At 73.0% G+C, this 18,409-nt stretch carries 13 protein-coding genes, 1 tRNA gene, 1 other RNA gene and 1 pseudogene; 9 read left to right on the top strand and 7 right to left on the bottom strand.

Annotated features, from left to right (window positions below; all coding sequences use genetic code 11):
* Positions 1-37 precede the first annotated feature (37 nt).
* Positions 38-217: pseudogene (locus tag CC117_RS38535) on the bottom strand (hypothetical protein); the annotation flags it as partial.
* Between the two features lie 109 nt (positions 218-326).
* Here CC117_RS38535 and CC117_RS38540 point away from each other — a divergent pair.
* The gene (locus CC117_RS38540; protein WP_241829783.1) at positions 327-662 is read left to right on the top strand and encodes a PIN domain-containing protein; all 336 of its coding nucleotides are present in this window, start codon (positions 327-329) and stop codon (positions 660-662) included.
* Between the two features lie 395 nt (positions 663-1,057).
* Here the strand turns inward: CC117_RS38540 and CC117_RS03120 are convergent, their stop codons facing one another.
* Together CC117_RS03120 and CC117_RS03125 are read right to left on the bottom strand one after the other, a co-directional pair.
* The gene (locus tag CC117_RS03120) at positions 1,058-2,734 is read right to left on the bottom strand and encodes a GGDEF domain-containing protein (protein ID WP_071082240.1); all 1,677 of its coding nucleotides are present in this window, start codon (positions 2,732-2,734) and stop codon (positions 1,058-1,060) included.
* 367 nt (positions 2,735-3,101) lie between these two features.
* Positions 3,102-3,186: transfer RNA gene (locus tag CC117_RS03125), tRNA-Ser, on the bottom strand.
* 116 nt (positions 3,187-3,302) lie between these two features.
* Here CC117_RS03125 and ffs point away from each other — a divergent pair.
* From ffs to recR, 4 genes are all read left to right on the top strand, one after another.
* Positions 3,303-3,399: signal recognition particle sRNA small type (ffs, locus tag CC117_RS03130), an RNA gene on the top strand.
* 36 nt (positions 3,400-3,435) lie between these two features.
* Positions 3,436-6,282: a DNA polymerase III subunit gamma and tau gene (locus tag CC117_RS03135; RefSeq protein WP_071082241.1), complete on the top strand. Its 2,847-nt coding sequence runs from the start codon at positions 3,436-3,438 to the stop codon at positions 6,280-6,282.
* A 61-nt stretch (positions 6,283-6,343) separates the two neighbouring features.
* Positions 6,344-6,784, top strand: coding sequence for a YbaB/EbfC family nucleoid-associated protein (locus CC117_RS03140; protein ID WP_071082242.1), 441 nt, complete (start codon positions 6,344-6,346; stop codon positions 6,782-6,784).
* A gap of 13 nt (positions 6,785-6,797) precedes the next feature.
* Positions 6,798-7,397 (top strand): recombination mediator RecR, encoded by a 600-nt coding sequence (gene recR / locus CC117_RS03145; protein ID WP_071082243.1) that lies wholly within the window; start codon positions 6,798-6,800, stop codon positions 7,395-7,397.
* A gap of 74 nt (positions 7,398-7,471) precedes the next feature.
* Here recR and CC117_RS03150 read toward each other — a convergent pair whose 3' ends face one another.
* Positions 7,472-8,059 (bottom strand): hypothetical protein, encoded by a 588-nt coding sequence (locus CC117_RS03150; protein WP_071082289.1) that lies wholly within the window; start codon positions 8,057-8,059, stop codon positions 7,472-7,474.
* Positions 8,060-8,598: 539 nt separating this feature from the next.
* On the opposite strand from CC117_RS03150, the gene CC117_RS03155 reads away from it, so the two are divergent.
* On the top strand, positions 8,599-9,051 hold the full coding sequence (locus CC117_RS03155; protein ID WP_071082244.1) for a hypothetical protein: 453 nt from the start codon (positions 8,599-8,601) through the stop codon (positions 9,049-9,051).
* Here the strand turns inward: CC117_RS03155 and CC117_RS03160 are convergent.
* Complete coding sequence (locus CC117_RS03160) at positions 9,043-12,141, bottom strand: AfsR/SARP family transcriptional regulator (protein ID WP_407673459.1); 3,099 nt, start codon at positions 12,139-12,141, stop codon at positions 9,043-9,045. The two genes, CC117_RS03155 and CC117_RS03160, sit on opposite strands and share 9 nt — an antisense overlap.
* Before the next feature lie 289 nt (positions 12,142-12,430).
* Here CC117_RS03160 and CC117_RS03165 point away from each other — a divergent pair, with 289 nt between their 5' ends.
* Positions 12,431-13,630 (top strand): class I SAM-dependent methyltransferase, encoded by a 1,200-nt coding sequence (locus tag CC117_RS03165; protein WP_116287686.1) that lies wholly within the window; start codon positions 12,431-12,433, stop codon positions 13,628-13,630.
* Between the two features lie 22 nt (positions 13,631-13,652).
* On the opposite strand, the gene CC117_RS03170 is transcribed toward CC117_RS03165, so the two are convergent.
* Positions 13,653-14,738, bottom strand: a complete 1,086-nt coding sequence (locus tag CC117_RS03170; RefSeq protein ID WP_071082245.1) for a zinc-dependent alcohol dehydrogenase family protein — start codon at positions 14,736-14,738, stop codon at positions 13,653-13,655.
* Between the two features lie 200 nt (positions 14,739-14,938).
* Positions 14,939-15,523, bottom strand: a complete 585-nt coding sequence (locus tag CC117_RS03175) for a TerD family protein (RefSeq protein ID WP_071082247.1) — start codon at positions 15,521-15,523, stop codon at positions 14,939-14,941.
* A 268-nt stretch (positions 15,524-15,791) separates the two neighbouring features.
* On the opposite strand from CC117_RS03175, the gene CC117_RS03180 reads away from it, so the two are divergent.
* Entirely contained in the window at positions 15,792-17,060 is a 1,269-nt protein-coding gene (locus CC117_RS03180; protein ID WP_071082248.1) for an aspartate kinase, read from the top strand.
* 139 nt (positions 17,061-17,199) lie between these two features.
* Positions 17,200-18,261, top strand: a complete 1,062-nt coding sequence (locus tag CC117_RS03185; protein WP_071082249.1) for an aspartate-semialdehyde dehydrogenase — start codon at positions 17,200-17,202, stop codon at positions 18,259-18,261.
* Positions 18,262-18,409: the final 148 nt, after the last annotated feature.

Genomic DNA, 18,409 nt, shown 5'->3' on the forward strand with positions numbered 1-18,409 from the left:
GCCTTAATGATCGGCCGCTGAGACCACCGTGGGCCGGTCACACCTTCCTGACGACGATCGTGTCCGGGACCAGCTTCTCCAGGTCGTCGACGTCCGACGTAAAGACGGTGGCCTGCCCCCTCTGCTGTCGCGCGATGACGGCGAGCACGGCATCGATCGCGTGCTTGTGGCCGTGCAACTCGGCGTCGGCCAGGAGTCGGCGCGCCTGGCGGGCATGTGGCTCTGCGGTCTCCCCGTCGCCGAGGCGCCCCGAAACCACCGCGACGAAGGTGTGTCAGTTCCTCGCCGAACGGCTCCGTCCCGGGCTGCGACTCCGCCGAGCCATGGTGTCCGACTACGAGCCACTGATCGAGGGTCTCAAGCTCCTCGACCCGAAAGATCGGCATGTGCTGGCCGCTGCGGTCAAGGCCGGTGCGCAGGCCATCGTCACTCGAAACCTGAAGGACTTTCCTGCCACCGACCTGGAACCATGGGGCGTCGAGGCCAAGTCACCCGATGCGTTCGTCCTGGACCAGGTCGGCATCCGGGTACAGAGGGCTGCCGCAGCCATCCGGCAGATCACCGGCTCTCGAACGAACCCGCCGGGGTCCGTCGACGACATCCTGCGGCAGCTCGAACACGACGGACTCGTCGAGTCGGTCACCGCACTCCGTGCACCATAACCGCGTGAAGGTCGATCAGGCGGCGGCAGAGAAGGCGCGCGCACCGGTCAGTTCCATGACGGTGTGACACTCCGTGGCCTGCCCCCGGTCGGGCCGGCCGACGGGATGGTGTTCATCGGCGGCTACGGAGGCCGGGCTACTCGACCTGCGTTCAGCGCGCGACCGTCGAGCATCGGACCGCCGGTCCCGGGGTAGGACGTGCCAGGGCCGGCGGCCGGTCAGGGCGCCGCAAGCCACGCCGACATACCCATGCAGTAGGCCAGCCAGCGCTCCAACCCACTTTCTGCCCGGGGTGAGCCGGTCAAACCCCCGCCCACGCTGGTCCACCCCGGCCGGTTACCCGAACAGCGCTCTGCGCCCCACTCAGGGCGCTGTCTATGGCTGTCTACGGCTGTCTACGGCTGTCCAGGGCGGCCGGGGTGGTGGGTGGGGGTGGGTATCTCGGGTTCGTAGATGACGAGTCCGCCGGCTTGTTCCCGTTTGGCGACGTACATGGCCAGGTCGGCCTGGTGGATCAGGATGTCGGGAGTGGCGGGTCGGTGGGCAGCGCTGTCGAGGGTGACCAGGCCGAGGCTGGCGTGGGGGGKGTAGGGCCGCCCCGCCAGCAGGCAGGGGGCCTGGATGGCGGTGGCGAGCCGTTCGCCGATGCGGCGGGGGTCGTCGGGGCCGCCGCCGTCGAGGATGACGCCGAACTCGTCGCCGCCGAGGCGGGCGACGGTGTCGATGGCACGGGTTTCCGCGCGTAGCCGGTCGGCGCTGATCTGGAGGAGTTCGTCGCCGATGGCGTGGCCGAAGGCGTCGTTGACCCGTTTGAAGCCGTCGAGGTCCAGGAACAGGACAGACACCGTGCCGTCGGCGGGGGCGTGGGTGGCGTCRCTGTCGGTGCCCTGGGTGAGGGCTCGTTGCAGCCGGCGGGTGAACAGTGCCCGGTTCGCCAGGCCGGTCAGCGGGTCGTGGAACGCCTGGTGGTGCAGTTGCCGTTCGCGTTCCCGGATCTCGGCGAGTAGCCGGGTGTTCTCGGCGAGGGTGACCATCTGCCGTAGCAGGGCGAGCACCAGCAGTGTGATCATCCCGTAGGTCTCGAACCAGTCGAGGCGGGCACCGGTGGCCAGCTTGCTCAGGATCAGCAGGCCCGCGGCGGTGAGCGCGGCGTAGGGCAGCGCGGCGTGTGCCCACATCGCCCGCGGGCTGGGCGGGGCGGGGCCCTCGGAGGGCGTGCGGGTCGGGACCGGGACGAACGCGGCGAGGAAGATCAGCAGGAAGGCGAAAGCGAACCCGATCAGGCCCCAGGGCGGCAGGTGGAACCCGTGCTCCGCGGCGACGTAGGAGATGATGTTGGTGGTGAGTCCGTAGGCCAGCAGGCCGGTGCCCAGCAGTGCCAGTGTCGCGGGGGCGCGGGGTCGGCGGAAGCTGGCGATCAGCACGACGGCGGTGGCGAGGATCAGACCGGCACCCTGGTGGGTCAGGGCGAGCCGGAATGGTCTGATGTCGGGGCCCGTCTGGACGACCGCGGAGAGCACCGTCCCCCATTGCAACAGGACGAGCGAGCCTGCGATCAGCAGGCAGTCCAGCAGGGTGATCGCATGCCAGCGGTGGACGCCGCGTCGCCGCCTGCCAGCGCTCCCGCCCCGGTCATCCACCGGGTCGGTGGGCACGGACAGCAGCCCGACGAGGGCCACCCCGTAGAGGGAGAGGAAGACGGCATACCCCGGGGACATGCCTTGCCTGTGGGGCAGGTCTCCGGCCAGCAACGTCGGTACGATCGCGAGGCTGGCGAGCATCGCTCCGGTGGCAGTGAGACCGACGAGCACCCGCCAGCGGCGCTCCGCCCCGCGTACCCACCGGGCGGTCCAGAAACAGGCGGCCGCGGCGGCGAACTGGGCGGCGACGGAGACGAGGTCCGTGGCGACACGGGCGGAGCGCAGGTCCAGCAGCACCGCGAAAGCAACATCCAGCCCCARCAGCGTCAGGGCGACGGCGACGGCACACCCAAAAGCCCGTGGCTGGTGACCCGCACCGCCCGGACGCCACAGGCCGTGTACAGCGACGGCACCCCTACGGAGTCCGGACATCGCTCACATCCCCCCGATGGAAGCGTATCGCAATCATTCGGATTCGGATAGCGACGACCCGGTGGGGGTATCCGAGCAGAGGGGCTCCGTCGGAAGGCCGATCTGGATGCCGAGGGCGCAGACATCACCTTGGTGTCCAAACGGCTCGGTCACTCTTCGACAGYGATCGCGGGGACGCTCTACACGCATCTGCTGCGCTCGGCAGGCCAGAAGGCGGCCGAGACGGTCGCGGCTGCGGTACCGCGTGCGACGCGACGTCCGCTCCATGTCCTCATCAGGACGGGAGAGACGTCGGGAGAGAACGGGGCCGGTCGCGTTGTGCCTGGTCAGAAGCCTGAGCAGGCCGACGGACCCGGAAAGATCACGGCGGAGGATGAGAGATTCGAACTCTCGAGGGGTTGCCCCCAACACGCTTTCCAAGCGTGCGCCCTAGGCCACTAGGCGAATCCTCCGTGGGGGAGCCTATCCGACGGCGGCGCGGAGTGGGGTGCCGGGGGGCGCGAACGGGGTCACAGGCGGCCACCGGACCCCCGCCGCCATGATCGCGGGCGGACCGCTAGACTGCCCAGCAGACCCCTCGTGCGGCGCTACCCTCGTGAACTCCCCCAGGGCCGGAAGGCAGCAAGGGTAAGCGGGCTCTGGCGGGTGTGCGGGGGGTCCTCCTCGTTCGGGCGAGCATTGCGAGCATCCGGAGCAGACGAGTGAGCACTGCGCTGTACAACAGGTACCGGCCCGCCACCTTCGCCCAGGTGGTCGGCCAGGAGCACGTCACCGACGCACTCGGGCACGCACTGCGGAGCGGGCGGCTGCACCACGCCTACCTGTTCAGCGGCCCCCGCGGCTGTGGGAAGACCTCCTCGGCCCGGATTCTGGCGGCGTCGCTGAACTGTGAGAAGGGCCCGACGCCGGAGCCCTGCGGGGTGTGTGACCAGTGCGTCTCGATCCGCACCGGTTCGTCGATGGACGTCACCGAGATCGACGCCGCCTCGCACGGTCTCGTCGATGATGCGCGTGACCTGCGGGAACGCGCCTTCTTCGCGCCGGCGTCGGCACGCTTCAAGGTCTTCGTGGTCGACGAGGCACACATGGTCACGGCGGCGGCGTTCAACGCGCTGCTGAAGGTGGTCGAGGAGCCACCGCCGTACCTGAAGTTCGTCTTCGCCACCACCGAGCCGGACAAGGTGATCGCCACCATCCGGTCCCGGACACATCACTACGCCTTCCGGCTGGTGCCTCCCGGTGTCCTCCGCAAGCACCTGGAGTCGATCTGCGAGCAGGAGGGTGTCGTCGTCGACCCGGCGGTGCTCCCGCTGGTGGTGCGGGCGGGAGCGGGCTCCGTCCGGGATTCGCTGTCCGTCCTCGACCAGCTGCTGGCCGGCGCCGGAGAGGGCGGGCTCAGCTACGAGCGCGCGGTGGCGCTGCTGGGAATGACCGACGGGATCCTGCTCGACGAGACCGTGGACGCCCTGGCCGAGCGCGACGGCGCCGCACTGTTCACCGTGGTCGACCGTGTGGTCTCGTCCGGTCATGATCCGCGACGGTTCGCGACGGACCTGCTCGACCGGCTCCGTGATCTCATCGTGGTCGCCGCGGTGCCCGACGCCGCCGAGCGCGGCCTGCTGGAGTCGTTCTCCAGCGACCAGGTCGACCGGATGCGCGCCCAGGCGGGCCGCATCGGGCCGGTGGAACTCTCCCGCACGGCAGACGTCCTGCACACCGGCCTCGTCGAGATGCGCGGAACGGCGAGCCCCCGGCTGCTGCTCGAACTGATCCTGGCCCGTGCGCTGCTCCCCGGCGCCGCGGCGGATCCAGCTGCGCTTGCCGTCCGGCTCGAACGGCTCGAGCGTCGCCCCGTGCCCGCCCCCGCCCTCGCCGGTGCGGCGCCGCCGGCAGCCCCGGCGGACGTCGACGGCGCCCGGGAGTACGCAGGCGGCCCCCACTCCCCTGGTGCCCCCGGCGGTGGCCGGTTCGCGGCAGGCGGCAACGCGGCAGCAGGCCACGGGGCCGCCGCACAGTCCGCTCCCCAGGCGCCACCGCCGCCGTCCGCGCCTGGCCGGCCGGGCCCGGCCGGTGCTGCCGACGGAGCGGGGCCGGTGCCCGCGCGGGCCGCCCACGTACCGCAGGGCCAGCCCTCCGCGTCCGCGCACCTGCCGGCCGGGCCGCCCCCCCAACCGGCGACGGCCATGGCTCCACGGGGTCGCGGGCCGGCGCCCGCGGCGGGTGTCGGCGGTCTCGACGCAGCGGGACTCACCGCGGTGTGGGACGAGGTGCTCGCGTTCGCCGGCCGGCGCAGCCGCCGCACCCACGCGATCCTCAAGGACTACGCGTCGGTCACCGAAGTCCGCGGCGACGAGGTCATCATCGCGTTCTCCGCGCCGGCGATGGCCAAGATGTTCGGTCAGGGAAACAACATCGAGATCCTGGCCGCCGCGATCGCGGACAGGTTCGGTGGGTCGTGGCGGATCACGATCGGTGGTGGCGGTCCCGGGCCGTCGGGAGGGCGTCCTCAGCCGCCTCCCGGTGGGGCCGGCGGCACCGGGAGGCCGGCCGCCGGCGGGCCCGGCCGCAACGCCGGGCCGGACTTCCACGGCGGCCCCGGCGGGCAGGGCGCACCTGTGCCGGCCGAGTACGGCGCCCCGGCCGGCTACAGCCCGCCCGGCGGGCACGGTGTGCCCACCGGACCCGGCGCACCGCCCGCCCACGGCGCACCGCCCGCCCACGGCGCACCGCCCTCGCACAGCGCTCCGGCCGAGTACGGGAACGGGTCGGACCCGGGCTACACGCCGCAGATGGCCGCGGTCGGGCAGCCCGGCGGCCCCTACAGCGCGACGTCCAGCCCTGCTGTCCCCGTTCCAGGGAACGGAGCCGGCCCGGGTGGGCCGACGAACGGCATCGGCTCCGCGAGCGGATGGTCCGGGCCCGTCACCGACCAGGCCGGTGGCGGGGGCGGGCCGCGGGCGCACACGACGATGTCCCCCGCGCCCACCGCGTCCCCTGTACCCACCGCTGCTGACGCCTCCGCCGTGGCGGCAGGGGCACCCGGCACCGGTGGTGTGTCTGGTGGTCCGTTCCCCGGGGGTGTCCAGGCAGCCGGGCCACGCACTGTCGTGAGAGCCGGCGCCGTGGTGACCGCGGGTGGCCCGCCGGCACCGCCGGCACCAGGCCCCGGGATGGGCCAGGTGCCAGGGCAGGGCGCGACGCCGGGAGCCGGGCCAGGGCCGATGCAGGGGGCCGGGGTCCGCCCAGGTGGCGGTGGCGGTGGTGCCGCGGCGGCCCGGGCGGCGGTGATGACCGCAAGGGCCGGGCAGGGCGCACCTGGCCGCGGGCCTGGCTCCGCGACGGCGAGCGCGGCGACCGGCGTGGGTCACCGGGTGGCGGGCGGGGCGGTGGTGGCCGGAGCCGYCGGCGACACCCCGGTGGTGGATGAGGTCTCCCTCGACGACGAGGACGCGCCCACCCACCTGGGTGKTGCCCGAGGCGGCGAGGAGGCCGCGATGGCCCTGCTCCGCACGAGCCTCGGCGCCACGGTGATCGAGCAGTCGGGCTGACCGGCCGATCCGGCATCGGTTGCCCTCGGATCTCCATCCGGGGGCACGTAGGCTCACGGTCATGTCGAACCCACAGATCCCCGCCGGGGGCGGGGCCAACCTGGGGCACATTCTCGAGCAGGCGCAGCGGATGCAGGCCGCGCTGTTCAACGCCCAGCAGGAACTGGCCGAAACCCGGGTCACCGGCTCAGCCGGCGGTGAGCTCGTCGTCGCGACCGTGAACGGCGGCGGCGAGCTGGTCGATCTCGTGATCGAGCCGGCGGCGGTGGATCCGGACGACACCGAGACCCTCGCCGACCTCGTCCTCGCCGCGGTGCGGGACGCCACCACCAACGCGCACCGGCTCGCGGCCGAGAAGATGAGCGCCGCCACCGGCGGCCTCGGCGGCGCGCTCGGCGGGCTGGGAGGGCTCGGCGGCGGTCTCGGTGCCGGAGCGCCGGCGCCCGGTGCCCTGCCCGGTGGGGGCACGCTGGGCGGCCTGGGTATTCCCGGGCTCGGCTGAGTCAGCCGCCGCCGTGTACGAAGGCGTCGTCCAGGACGTGATCGACGAGCTGGGCCAGCTTCCAGGCATCGGGCCGAAGAGCGCGCAGCGCATTGCGTTCCATCTGCTCGCGGCGGACCCGGCCGACGTCCGCCGGCTGGTCCACGCGCTGACCGAGCTCAAGGAGAAGGTCCGGTTCTGCCGGACCTGCTTCAACGTGGCCCAGTCGGAGCTGTGCCGGATCTGTACGGATCCGCGTCGTGATCCGGCGGCCATCTGTGTCGTCGAGGAGTCGAAGGACGTCGTCGCGATCGAGCGGACCCGCGAGTTCCGCGGCAGGTACCACGTGCTCGGCGGAGCGATCAACCCGATCGGTGGCGTGGGGCCGGATGACCTTCACATCCGCGAGCTGGTGGCTCGGCTCGCGGACGGGGTCGTCACCGAGATCATCCTCGCTACGGACCCGAACACGGAGGGTGAGGTCACGGCGTCCTACCTGGCCCGCCAGATCGCGCCGATGGGTCTCACGGTCACCCGGCTCGCGAGCGGGCTGCCCATGGGCGGCGACCTCGAGTGGGCCGACGAGGTGACGCTCGGTCGCGCCTTCGAGGGCCGCCGGGTCGTCAGCGCCTGACCGCCGGGCTCTCCAGCCGCCCCACCACCTGACTGTCTGGCCGGCTGGCCGCGGCGGCCCGCGGGCCGCCGCGGTCAGAAGCCCAGGATGGGCGCGTAGGCGGAGCTCGGGATGGACGCGAGCGTCAGCAGCACGATGCTCACGTCCAGCGGGTCGGCAGCCGAGCCGAACTCCGCATGCAGACCTCGTGTCGTGTAGACCACGGTGTCAGCGTCCCGCATCACCCGCACGCCGAACATGTGCGTCGCCCGCACCCACCAGACCCGGCCGCCCGCACGGATCCGGATCTGCCGCGCGTCGCGACGCAGCCCGGTCGTGATCCGGGCCAGCCGCCCGGGCGGAAGCCTCGGCTGGTCCAGGTAGCCGACGATGTCGCCGCCCGGCCCATGGACGACTATCCGCGCCGGGCTGCCGGGGGGGCCGGGCTCGACCAGGCTGGCCTCGGCGGAGATCTCCTGGTCCCAGGGATGCAGATCAGCGGCCCATACCCGCTCGCCGCGCAGGATCCGCTTGCCCAGTGTGCCGCCGTCGGGATGCCCGCGCGGCAGCAGGCCGCCGATCACCGGGCCGGCGCCCTCCAGACGCCAGGCCACCGAGACGATCGCACCCGCCGGCGTGCCCGGGAAATCCGCTGGTGTGACAACCGAGGCGTTCACCTTCATGTTCGACACCCGCCTAGCCATCCCGACCAGGCGCGACTGGACGAGCGGGCAGTGCCGCGCAGGCCGGACCATAGAATGGAGTGCAGACGCCGGTGCACGTACTCCTGCTGCTGCACGTGCCGGTGCCAGTGAACACGCGTCCGCGAGGGACGGCCGTCACGCTTCACCTTCCAACCCCCAGGGCCTGGCATCTGCCCAGGTAGTCAGCTTATTCAGGTCGATGTGTCACACCCCGTCGACGGAGGCGAGCCGGCGCCGTCCACAGGTTCGGCCTCCGGCACTGCACCACTGCGCTATGCATGCAGATGCTACGTGGTGCGCGGACTGTCCGGAGTCCTATGGGCACACATTCCCCGGCCGAGGTCCTGCCGGAGAACAACGGATCGACATCCAGCCACGAACGGACATCGGCGACCTCCCACCCCCCGAGCGGGGGATACCCCCGGTGCGGCTGACAGCCGGGCGGAGGACAAGGTGGAACCATGCCTGGTAGTCCAGGCCAGGACCGATCTCGATCACCTGAGCAGGAGCCGTCCGCCATGATCATCAGTTCCCATGTCGGTGCCGGGGCGTTTGTCGGCATGGCCACACGGAAACCGGGACCGGCACTGGCCCTCGGCTTCCTGTCCCACCTCGTCATGGACGCGATGCCGCACTGGGGCACCGGGCCCGGCACCGAGCCCGAATGGCTGCCGATCGCCCGCAAGGACGGCGTCGCCGGCCTCGCGGAGATGGCGCTGCTCACCGCGATGGCCCCGGCTGACCGCCGGGTAGGCGTGTTCGCCGGGATGGTCGGCGCCTGCCTGCCGGACACCGACAAGGTCGGCCGCTACTTCGTCGGGTCGAGTCCCTGGCCGGCCCGCTTCGACCGGTTCCACGAGGCGATCCAGAACGAGGCCCGGCACCGTCTGCCACGGGAGGTCGCGACCGCGGCGGCGCTCACGGTCGCGGGCACGCTCACCCTGCGCCTGCTGGCCGCGCGTTCACACTGAGCGGCTCTCCGGGCGGCCCGGGCCAGTTGGCTCACCACCCGGCTGGACGGTGTCTGCCACGCGGTCGGGGCAGCCCGGACCGGCCGGTCGCGAGGCGCTGGCGACCTCCGCGAGGTCGTCCAGGGCCATTGCGGCGGCCGCATCCGGACTCAGGCCCGTCCCGTGCGCCCGCTCCCGCGCGGCGGCCTCGAATCCGAGAACATCGTCGACCCAGTTGCCCACGGCCGACAGCATCGCCGCCTCCGCACCGAAGCTGGGCTTGCTTGCCCGTGCCGTCACGGCGCCGAGCAGCCGGGCCGCCGCCCGCGGCCGGTCCAGGCGTTGGAAGAGCACAACGAGGTTGCGTAACGTGGTCAACAGGTGGGTGAGGGCGTGCTGTTCGCGCCAGTCCTGCAGCACCTGCGCGAACGCCTCGACCGCCTCGACCGGATCCGCGCACCGCGCCCGGACGGACACCGCCGAGACCCGGGCGACCCCACCCAGGAAGGCGTTGCCGGCCCCGTCGGCCAGGGCGATCGCACGGTCCAGCAGCCCCAGACAGCGGGCCGGATCGCGGTCGAGGATGAGCTCGGCCTCGCCGTAGGCCAGCCAGCCGAGATCGGACGGGGCCAGCGGTCCCTCCGGAGTCTGGGTGCTCACGGCGCGGCCGGCCTCGGCGTTCCCGGCATACGCGTGGGCGAGCATGATGTTGAGCAGTCCGGCGACCTCGGTGTGGCAGTCGCCGCAGGACCGGGATGCCGCTATCAGCTCCCAGCCGTGGTCCACCGCCTCACCGATCCGGCCGCGGTACGAGGCGATGTCGCTGAGCAGTTCGAGGGCGAACCGGCGTTCCGGGGCGTCGCCGGCGATCAGCCGGCCGCGCTGGGCGCACGCCTCGGCTGTCTCCAGATCGCCGGCACTGACGTACCAGGCCGCGGCGGTCGCCAGCACGGTCGACAGCGCACCGGCGGCGACCCCCGGGGCCAGTCCCGCCGTCAGGTCGGCGACCAGGCCCGCCAGGCTGTGCACCTCCGCGCCGGTCGGCGGGTGCAGCCCGAACACCCGGACCAGCTCGACCGCGGCGGCCAGCGGCTCGATCCGCAGCCGCGACATCGCGAACACGTGCAGGGCTGCCGCGATCTCGACCGCCAGCGGCGGGTCGTTCGCCAGCGCCCAGCTCTGGGCCGCCCGTGCCTCGGCGAGCAGGGCGGCCATCCTCTGGTGGCCCTCGGCCTCCTGCGGCGTCCGCAGGAGCAGGTCGGCGGCGCGCAGCTCGGCGAGGATGTGCCGCGCGTGCGCCGTGAACAGCTCGTCGTCCGCCCCCCCGAGCTGGCGCCGCGCATAGTCGCGGATGATGTCCAGTAACGAGTAGCGGGTCGGGCTGGTGGACGGATCCGCGGCCACCAGCGAGCGCGCGACCAGCGCGTCGAGCAGGTCCAGGGCCGCTGTCTCGCTCAGCCCGGCGAGCCCGGCGACGTCCGTGGCGACAACCGGGCCGGCGAACACGCCCATGGTCCGCAGCATTGCCCGGTGCGGCCGGTCCAGCATCGAGGCCGACCAGCCCACGACGTCGGCGAGGGTGCGGTGCCGAGCCGCGCCGCCACGGCGGCTGTCCCGGAGCAGGCCGAGATGGCTGTCGAGACGATCAGCGAGGTCGGGCAGCGACATCGCGGCGCTGCGCGCCGCCGCCATCTCGATGCCGAGCGGCAGGCCGTCCAATCGACGGACGATGCGCTCAGCCGCCGCCCGGTCCGCCTCCCGCGCCGCTGCCGCCCACCCCGCTGCCGGCCGCACCGCTGCGGGTCGCGCCGCGTTGACCCGGTCCCAGAACAGGGCGAGCGCGGGTGCCTCGGGCCCGTCGACCCGCAGCGGGCGCACCGGCCAGCAGTGCTCACCGTCGACGCCGAGCAACTCACGGCTCGTGGCCAGGACCCGCACACCGCTGCCGCCCTCGACCAGCGCGGCCGCGACGGCCGCCGCCTCGGCGACGACATGCTCACAGTTGTCCAGGATCACCAGCGCGTCGAGGTCCGCTACGGCCTCGAGCGCGGCGGCGACGTCGCTGTCCGTCCCGCGTACCCCGAACCCGTCGGCGACCACGGCGGCGACGGCGCCCGGATCACCGACGGTCGCCAGCTCGATCAGGCGGACGCCGTGCGCGAACCGCTCGGCGAGGCCGTCAGCGAGATGCAGCGCCAGCCGGGTCTTACCGACCCCGCCCGGCCCGAACAGCGTGACGAGGCGTGCCGAACCGAGCAGGTCGCTCACCGCGGCCAGATCGGCGGCCCTCCCCCACAGGGACGTGACGGGCCGGCGGAACCGCCGCGCCCGCGGCGGCGCCGCCGGGGACTCGGACGGCGCCGGGGCCGCCCCCGGCGGCGCCGGGCTGCTGCCGCTCCCCGCGGCGAGCGCCGTGGCCTGCGCGGCGCGCAGCGCGGGGCCCGGTTCCAGGCCCGCGCCGGCCAGGGCCTCGTGCGCCCGGCGGTAGGCGGCGGCCGCGTCGGCCGCACGCCCCGTCCGGCACAGCGCCTCGACCAGCGTCACCCAGGCCGACTCGCGCCACGGGAGTTCGGCGAGCACTTCCTCCGCGGCGCCCACCGCGTCGGCGGGATACCCGGCGTGCAGCAGCAGCGCGGCCCGGGACTCACGCGCCGCGTCCCGGGCCTCGGCGAGGCGCACCGCGACGGGCCGCAGCACCGGGTCGTCGGTCAGCTCGCCGAAGGCGGGGCCCCGCCAGAGGGCGAGGGCATCGTCCAGGACGGCGAGCCGCTCCGCGGCGTCGGGCAGCTCGCGGGAGAGCCTGACCAGTCGGTCGAACACCGCGATGTCGATCTGCTCCGGGGCAAGATGCAACGACCAGCCGCCGGGACGGGTCGGCAGCGCGTCCCCGAGAATGCGCCGCAGCCGCGAGATGTACGAACGCAGCGTCGCATCGGCGGACGGCGGCGGGCACTCCCCCCACACCGCGTCGACCAGCCGCGACGGGGGGACCACGTCCCCCGGGCGGGAGCCCAGCACGGCAAGCAGCAGCCGCTGCGTCGGGCTGCCGATGACGATCGTTCTCCCGGCTCCGTCCACGACGTCCACCGGGCCCAGCAGGCGCACGCGCACGCAACCGATCATAGGAGGCACACGCGGCAACAACTCGTCACACGCCGGACACACACCCCAGGCGCCATGCGCGCGATGCACGCCGCGCACGCCGCRCACGGCGCCGCCGGCGCGCGATCCCCGCGCAACCGGATGGGCATGGAGCCTGCAAGCCGACCGCAGCGCTGCTGCAACCTCCGTCCGCACTCTGGTTGACAGGACGAGAGCGACAGGACGAGAGCACGCGAGAGCACACAGATGGCGCTCAGCGACAGCAGCGGATCTCGCGGATCAAGGGAGACGAGTGACCATGACAGTCAGCACCGGCCCGGCGGCGGGCAGCCCCGCCACAGGCACCGGCACAGGCACAGGCATGACCGTCGCGGACTTCGCACAGCGGGTCTTCGACGCCGTGCTCGGAGCGCAGGAGATCCAGGCGCTCTACCTCGGCGACAGGCTCGGCTACTACACCGCCCTCGCCGCCGGCGGACCGCTCACCTCCACCGAGCTGGCGGCGGCGACCGGCAGCGCGGAGCGGTACGCCCGCGAGTGGCTCGAGCACCAGGCCGTCTGCGGCTATCTCACGGTGCAGGCGCCGGTGACCGACCAGGCCAGCGACTCCGACTCGGACTCGGACTCCGGCACCGGCACCGGCACCGGCGACGCGGACGCTCTGTCCCGCCGCTACCTGCTCCCCAGCGGCCACGCGGAGGTACTCACCGACGTCGACAGCCTGAACTACCTGGCACCGTTCGCGCGGTTCGTCGCCGGCGCGGGCCGGCAGCTCGGCGAGATCGTCACGGCCTACCGGACAGGCGGCGGAGTCAGCTGGGAGCACTTCGGCGCGGATGCCCGGGAGGCCCAGGCCGCGATGAACCGCCCGATGTTCCTCTCCGCGCTGTGCCAGGAGCTGCTGCCAAGCGCCCCCGAGGTGCACGCCGTGCTGACCGCCGGGGCCCGGGTCGCGGACATCGGCTGCGGCGCGGGCTGGTCCGCTGTCGCCATCGCCCGCGCCTACCCGGGCGTGACGGTGGACGGGTTCGACCCGGACACCGTCGCGATCCGTCTCGCCGAGCGCAACGCCGCCGGCTTCGGTGTGGCTGACCGGGTGACCTTCGCCGACATCGACGCCGCCGACCTCGCGGACGGCGACGGCGCGGGCAGCTACGACCTCGTCTTCGCCTTCGAGTGCGTCCACGACATGCCGGACCCGGTCGCGGTACTCGACGCGGCCCGCCGCCTGCTCACCGACGGCGGCAGCATGATCGTCATGGACGAGCGGTGCGCCGAGACCTTCCAGGCGCCCGGCAGCGAGCTGGAGCGGCTGCTCTACGGCTACTCGCTGACCGGGTGCCTGCCGGACGGCATGTCCCGGCAGCCGTCGGTCGGAACCGGCACGGTGATGCGCCCGGCAACCCTGGCCGGGTACGCCGAGCTGGCCGGGTTCAGCGCCACCTCGACGCTGCCGGTCGAGCACGACTTCTTCCGCTTCTACCGCCTCGTCCCCTGACCGACCCGCCGGCCAGGGGAGCTCAGCCGCCGTCTGGGAACAGGACGGCGGCGCCGTCGACGCGGTCCCGGGCCAGATCGCCGAGGGCCTGGTCCGCCGCGGCCAGCGGGTACGGGGTCACGGTGACCGCCAGCCGGTGCCGGGCGGCGACGGCCAGGAACTCCTGGCCGTCGGCCCGGGTGTTGGCTGTCGTGCTGCGCACCGTCCGCTCCTGGAACAGGTGACGCTGGTAGTTCAGGGGCGGGATGTCGGTCAGGTGGATCCCGGCGATCGACAGCGTCCCGCCGCGGTCCAGCGCCGCCAGCGCGGCCGGGACGAGATCGCCGACGGGAGCGAACAGGACGGCGGCGTCGAGCGGCTCGGGCGGGCTGCCATAGGCGCCGGTCACCGAGGCGGCGCCGAGCTCGAGGGCGAGCTGCCGGGCCCGCTCGGAGCGGGTCATGACGTGGACGGTCGCGCCCTGGGCGAGCGCCACCTGGGCCGCGAGGTGGGCGGACGCGCCGAACCCGTAGATACCGAGCCGGCCGCCGGGCGGCAGATCCGCCCGTAGCAGCGCCCGGTAGCCGACGATCCCCGCGCACAGCAGCGGGGCGAGCTCACCGTCGCTGTACCCGGCCGGCAGCGGGTAGGCGTAGGCGGCGTCCACGACGGCGTACTGCGCGTAGCCTCCGTCGACGTCCCAGCCGGTGTAGACCGATGCGGGGCAGAGGTTCTCGGCCCCGCGACGGCAGAAGGCACATGTCCCGTCGGTGCCGGCGAGCCAGGCGATGCCGAGCCGGTCACCCAGCCGGACCGCGGGCTGCACCCCACCTGCCACCCCGGCCGCGCCGGCCCCTCCTGACCCGCTGGGCGGGCCAGGCGTACCGGCCTCGTCGGCGAGGACCGGGCCGATCGCGTCGACGTAGCCGACGACCTCATGGCCGGGCACAGTGTGAGGGCGGCGCGGGGCGAGATCGCCCTCGGCGAGGTGCAGATCCGTCCGGCACACGCCGCACGCGGCCACCTTCAGCCGGACCTGGCCGGGCCCGGGTTCGGGCACCGGGCGATCCACCGCTCGCAGCGGGCCCGAGGCCATCGGCCCCGGGGTGGCCACCTGCCAGGCCAACATCGATCACTCACCCCCGTGCGCCGGGCCCCGGGCAGGGACCACGGCAGCGCCAGGCCGGCCCGGTCGTCCCCGACCGGACGCCCGAGCGCCCAGCGACCCGTACGGGCGCCCAGGGCATCCGGGCGCCCCGAGGCCGGACGATCCGCAGAGCCCGCAGGCCCGGGGGGATCAGGGGGATCAGGAAGGTGCGGAACCGGCTGTCAGACGTTCACGCCGTGGTCACGAGCGAGGCCGCCGAGGTCGTTGTGCCCCTGGCCGACGGCGCGGAACTTCCAGTCCGCCCCGTTGCGGTACACCTCGCCGAAGATCACGACCGTCTCGACGGAGTAGTCCTCGGAGAGGTCGTAGCGGACGAGCTCGGCGCCGGCCTGGTCCACCACGCGGATGTAGGCGTTGCGCACCTGGCCGAAGTTCTGGGCCCGGTTCGCCGCGTCGTAGATCGACACCGGAACGACGATCTTGTCGATCTCGGCCGGGACCAGCCCCAGGTCGATGTTGATGGACTCGTCGTCGCCCTCGCCGGCGCCGGTGGTGTTGTCACCGGTGAGCGAGATGGCACCCTCCGGGCTCTTCATGTTGTTGAAGAAGATGAAATGCCCGTCGGACAGCACCTTCCCGTCACTCTTGACGCCGATGGCGGAGGCGTCGAGGTCGAAGTCGGTGCCGGTCGTGGTCCGGGCGTCCCACCCGAGCCCGACGGTGAGCGCGGTCAGCGCTCCGGTTCCCGCCTCGGCGGCCTGCTTCGTGAGGCTGACGTTGCCGCCCTTGGCAAGGCTGATCGCCATGACGAATGTCCTTCCTGAAGGATCCCTCTACACCGACGATCCTCCACGGTGAGGACCATCGGGCCAACACGGTCACTTCTCGTGCCACCCTTGCACACGAACGTGAACCCGACGGGCAGGCGGTCGGTCGGATGACACACGTGCCACCCGGGGTACGGCGCGAGATGGCCCGCGGTCCGGGCAGCAGGTGGCCCGGGGGACGACCAGGGACCGCTGTCACGGTTCGCAACCGCGCGGAAGTGTCGTCGGTCTCGGTAATCTGGCACCCATGGCGCTCCTGGTCGCGAAGTTCGGCGGATCCTCGGTCGCGGACGCTGATCGCATCAAGCGGGTGGCCGAACGGATGGTGGAGACACGCCGGGCCGGCAACGACGTGGTGGTCGTCGTCAGCGCGATGGGTGACACCACCGACGATCTGCTCGACCTCGCCGAGCAGGTGAGCCCGCTCCCGCCGGCCCGCGAGCTGGACATGCTGCTCACCGCCGGCGAGCGGATCTCGATGGCCCTGCTCGCGATGGCGATCACCAAGCTGGGCGCCGAGGCGCGCTCCTTCACCGGCTCCCAGGCCGGTGTGATCACCGACTCGGTGCACGGCAGGGCCCGCATCATCGACGTCACCCCGGGCCGCATCCGCACCGCGCTGGACGAGGGTGCCATCGCCATCGTCGCCGGGTTCCAGGGCGTCAGCCAGGACACGAAGGACATCACCACGCTGGGGCGGGGCGGTTCCGACACCACCGCCGTGGCGCTCRCCGCCGCGCTGGAGGCCGACGTCTGCGAGATCTACACCGACGTGGACGGCGTGTACAGCGCCGATCCGCGCATCGTCCCGGATGCCCGCCGCATCGACCGGATCTCCTACGAGGAGATGCTGGAGATGGCGGCCTGCGGGGCGAAGGTCCTCATGCTGCGGTGCGTCGAGTACGCCCGCCGGTACAGCGTCCCCGTGCACGTCCGGTCCTCGTTCTCGTCGAAGCCGGGCACGTGGGTCATCGAGACTCCGGAGGCACAGCTCGTGGAACAGGCCATCATCCGCGGTGTCGCGCACGACCTGAGCGAGGCGAWGGTGACCGTCGTGGGCTGCCCGGACAAGCCGGGCGTGGCCGCCGCGGTGTTCCGTGCCGTCGCCGACGCCGACGTCAACCTCGACATGATCGTCCAGGTCGGCTCGGTGGCCGGTTCCGGGCGGACGGACATCTCCTTCACCCTGCCGAAGACCCAGGGGAAGACCGCGCTCGCCGCGCTGGAGAAGGTCCACAGCCAGATCGGCTTCGACCGCACCCTCTACGACGACCACATCGGCAAGCTGTCGCTGATCGGCGCCGGGATGAAGTCGCATCCAGGCGTGTCCGCCCGGTTCTTCGGGTCCCTCGCCGACGCCGGCGTCAACGTAGAGATCATCTCGACGTCCGAGATCCGGATCTCGGTGGTCGTGCGTGACACGGACCTGCCGGTGGCGGTCCGCGCCGTCCATGCCGCCTTCGAACTGGGCGACCCGGACGAGAGCGCCGTCGTGTACGCCGGCACGGGCCGCTGAGCGGGTCCGCACCGCAGGGCGGCGGCACCGGCCGGGTTCGCCCCGGCGGGGGGCGAACCCGACAGCACGGGCGAGCACAGCAGGACGAGCAGGCACGCAGAACGAGCAGGGCACGCAGGACGAGTACCGGAGGCAGGACATGAGCGACATCCCCCAGCGCCCCACGCTGGCCGTGGTGGGAGCGACCGGGGCGGTGGGCACGGTGATGCTCGCGCTGCTGACCGAACGCCCGGACGTGTGGGGCGAGATCCGGCTGGTGGCCTCCGCCCGTTCGGCCGGCCGCACGCTGCGCGTGCGCGGCGAGGACGTGCCGGTCCAGGCGCTGGCCCCGGAGGTGTTCGACGGTGTCGACATCGCCGTCTTCGACGTCCCGGACGAGGTGTCCGCGCAGTGGGCTCCGGTCGCCGCCGCGCGGGGCGCGGTCGCGGTGGACAACTCCGGCGCCTTCCGCATGGACCCGGACGTGCCCCTCGTCGTCCCGGAAGTGAACGCCGACGCGGTCGCGGACCGGCCGCGTGGCATCATCGCGAACCCGAACTGCACGACGCTGTCGATGATCGTCGCGGTCGGCGCGCTGCACCGGGCCTTCGGCCTGGAGTCGCTCGTCGCCACGTCCTACCAGGCGGCGAGCGGCGCCGGGCAGTCCGGCATCGACACTCTCTACGCCCAGCTGGAGCTGGTCGGCGGCACCCGGGAGCTGGGGCAGACCGCCGGCGACGTGCGCAAGGCCGTCGGGGAGGAAGGCCTCGGGCCGTTCCCGGCCCCGTTGGCGCTGAACGTGGTGCCGTGGGCCGGCTCGCTGAAGGACGGCGGCTGGTCCTCCGAGGAGCTCAAGATCCGCAACGAGTCCCGGAAGATCCTCGGGCTGCCCGGGCTGCGGGTCTCCGCGACCTGCGTGCGGGTTCCGGTGGTCACCACACACGCGGTGGCGGTGCACGCGCGGTTCAGCCAGCCGGTCACCGCCGGGCAGGCGCGGGACGTGCTGGCGTCGGCGCCGGGCGTGGCGGTGCTGGATGATCCGTCCGCGGGCGAGTTCCCGACCCCGGCGGATGTGGTGGGCACGGACCCGACCTGGGTCGGGCGTATCCGGCAGTCGCCGGACGATCCGTACGAGGTCGCTCTGTTCGTCTGCGGGGACAACCTGCGCAAGGGCGCGGCCCTCAACACCCTGCAGATCGCCGAGTTTCTCGCCGGCGGCTGAGTCCGGGGTGGGGCAGGCGCAGGGACAGGGCAGCTGGCTGCCCTGTCCCGCACGACGCGGTCCCGACGGTCACGGCGCCGGCCTCGGTACGAGGCGAACCAGAGCGCGTGATTGCCGCCGGCCAGCCAGGCGATAGCCAGCCACTAAC

The organism is Parafrankia colletiae, from assembly GCF_001854655.1.
Lineage (GTDB): Bacteria > Actinomycetota > Actinomycetes > Frankiales > Frankiaceae > Parafrankia > Parafrankia colletiae.

Excerpts from the sequence above, each read along its gene's own strand:
- CC117_RS03140 (WP_071082242.1), top strand. The coding sequence starts at position 6,344 with ATGTCGAACCCACAGATCCCCGCCGGGGGCGGGGCCAACCTGGGGCAC.
- CC117_RS03150 (WP_071082289.1), bottom strand. The coding sequence starts at position 8,059 with ATGAAGGTGAACGCCTCGGTTGTCACACCAGCGGATTTCCCGGGCACG.
- CC117_RS03155 (WP_071082244.1), top strand. The coding sequence starts at position 8,599 with ATGATCATCAGTTCCCATGTCGGTGCCGGGGCGTTTGTCGGCATGGCC.
- CC117_RS03165 (WP_116287686.1), top strand. The coding sequence starts at position 12,431 with ATGACAGTCAGCACCGGCCCGGCGGCGGGCAGCCCCGCCACAGGCACC.
- CC117_RS03170 (WP_071082245.1), bottom strand. The coding sequence starts at position 14,738 with ATGTTGGCCTGGCAGGTGGCCACCCCGGGGCCGATGGCCTCGGGCCCG.
- CC117_RS03175 (WP_071082247.1), bottom strand. The coding sequence starts at position 15,523 with ATGGCGATCAGCCTTGCCAAGGGCGGCAACGTCAGCCTCACGAAGCAG.
- CC117_RS03185 (WP_071082249.1), top strand. The coding sequence starts at position 17,200 with ATGAGCGACATCCCCCAGCGCCCCACGCTGGCCGTGGTGGGAGCGACC.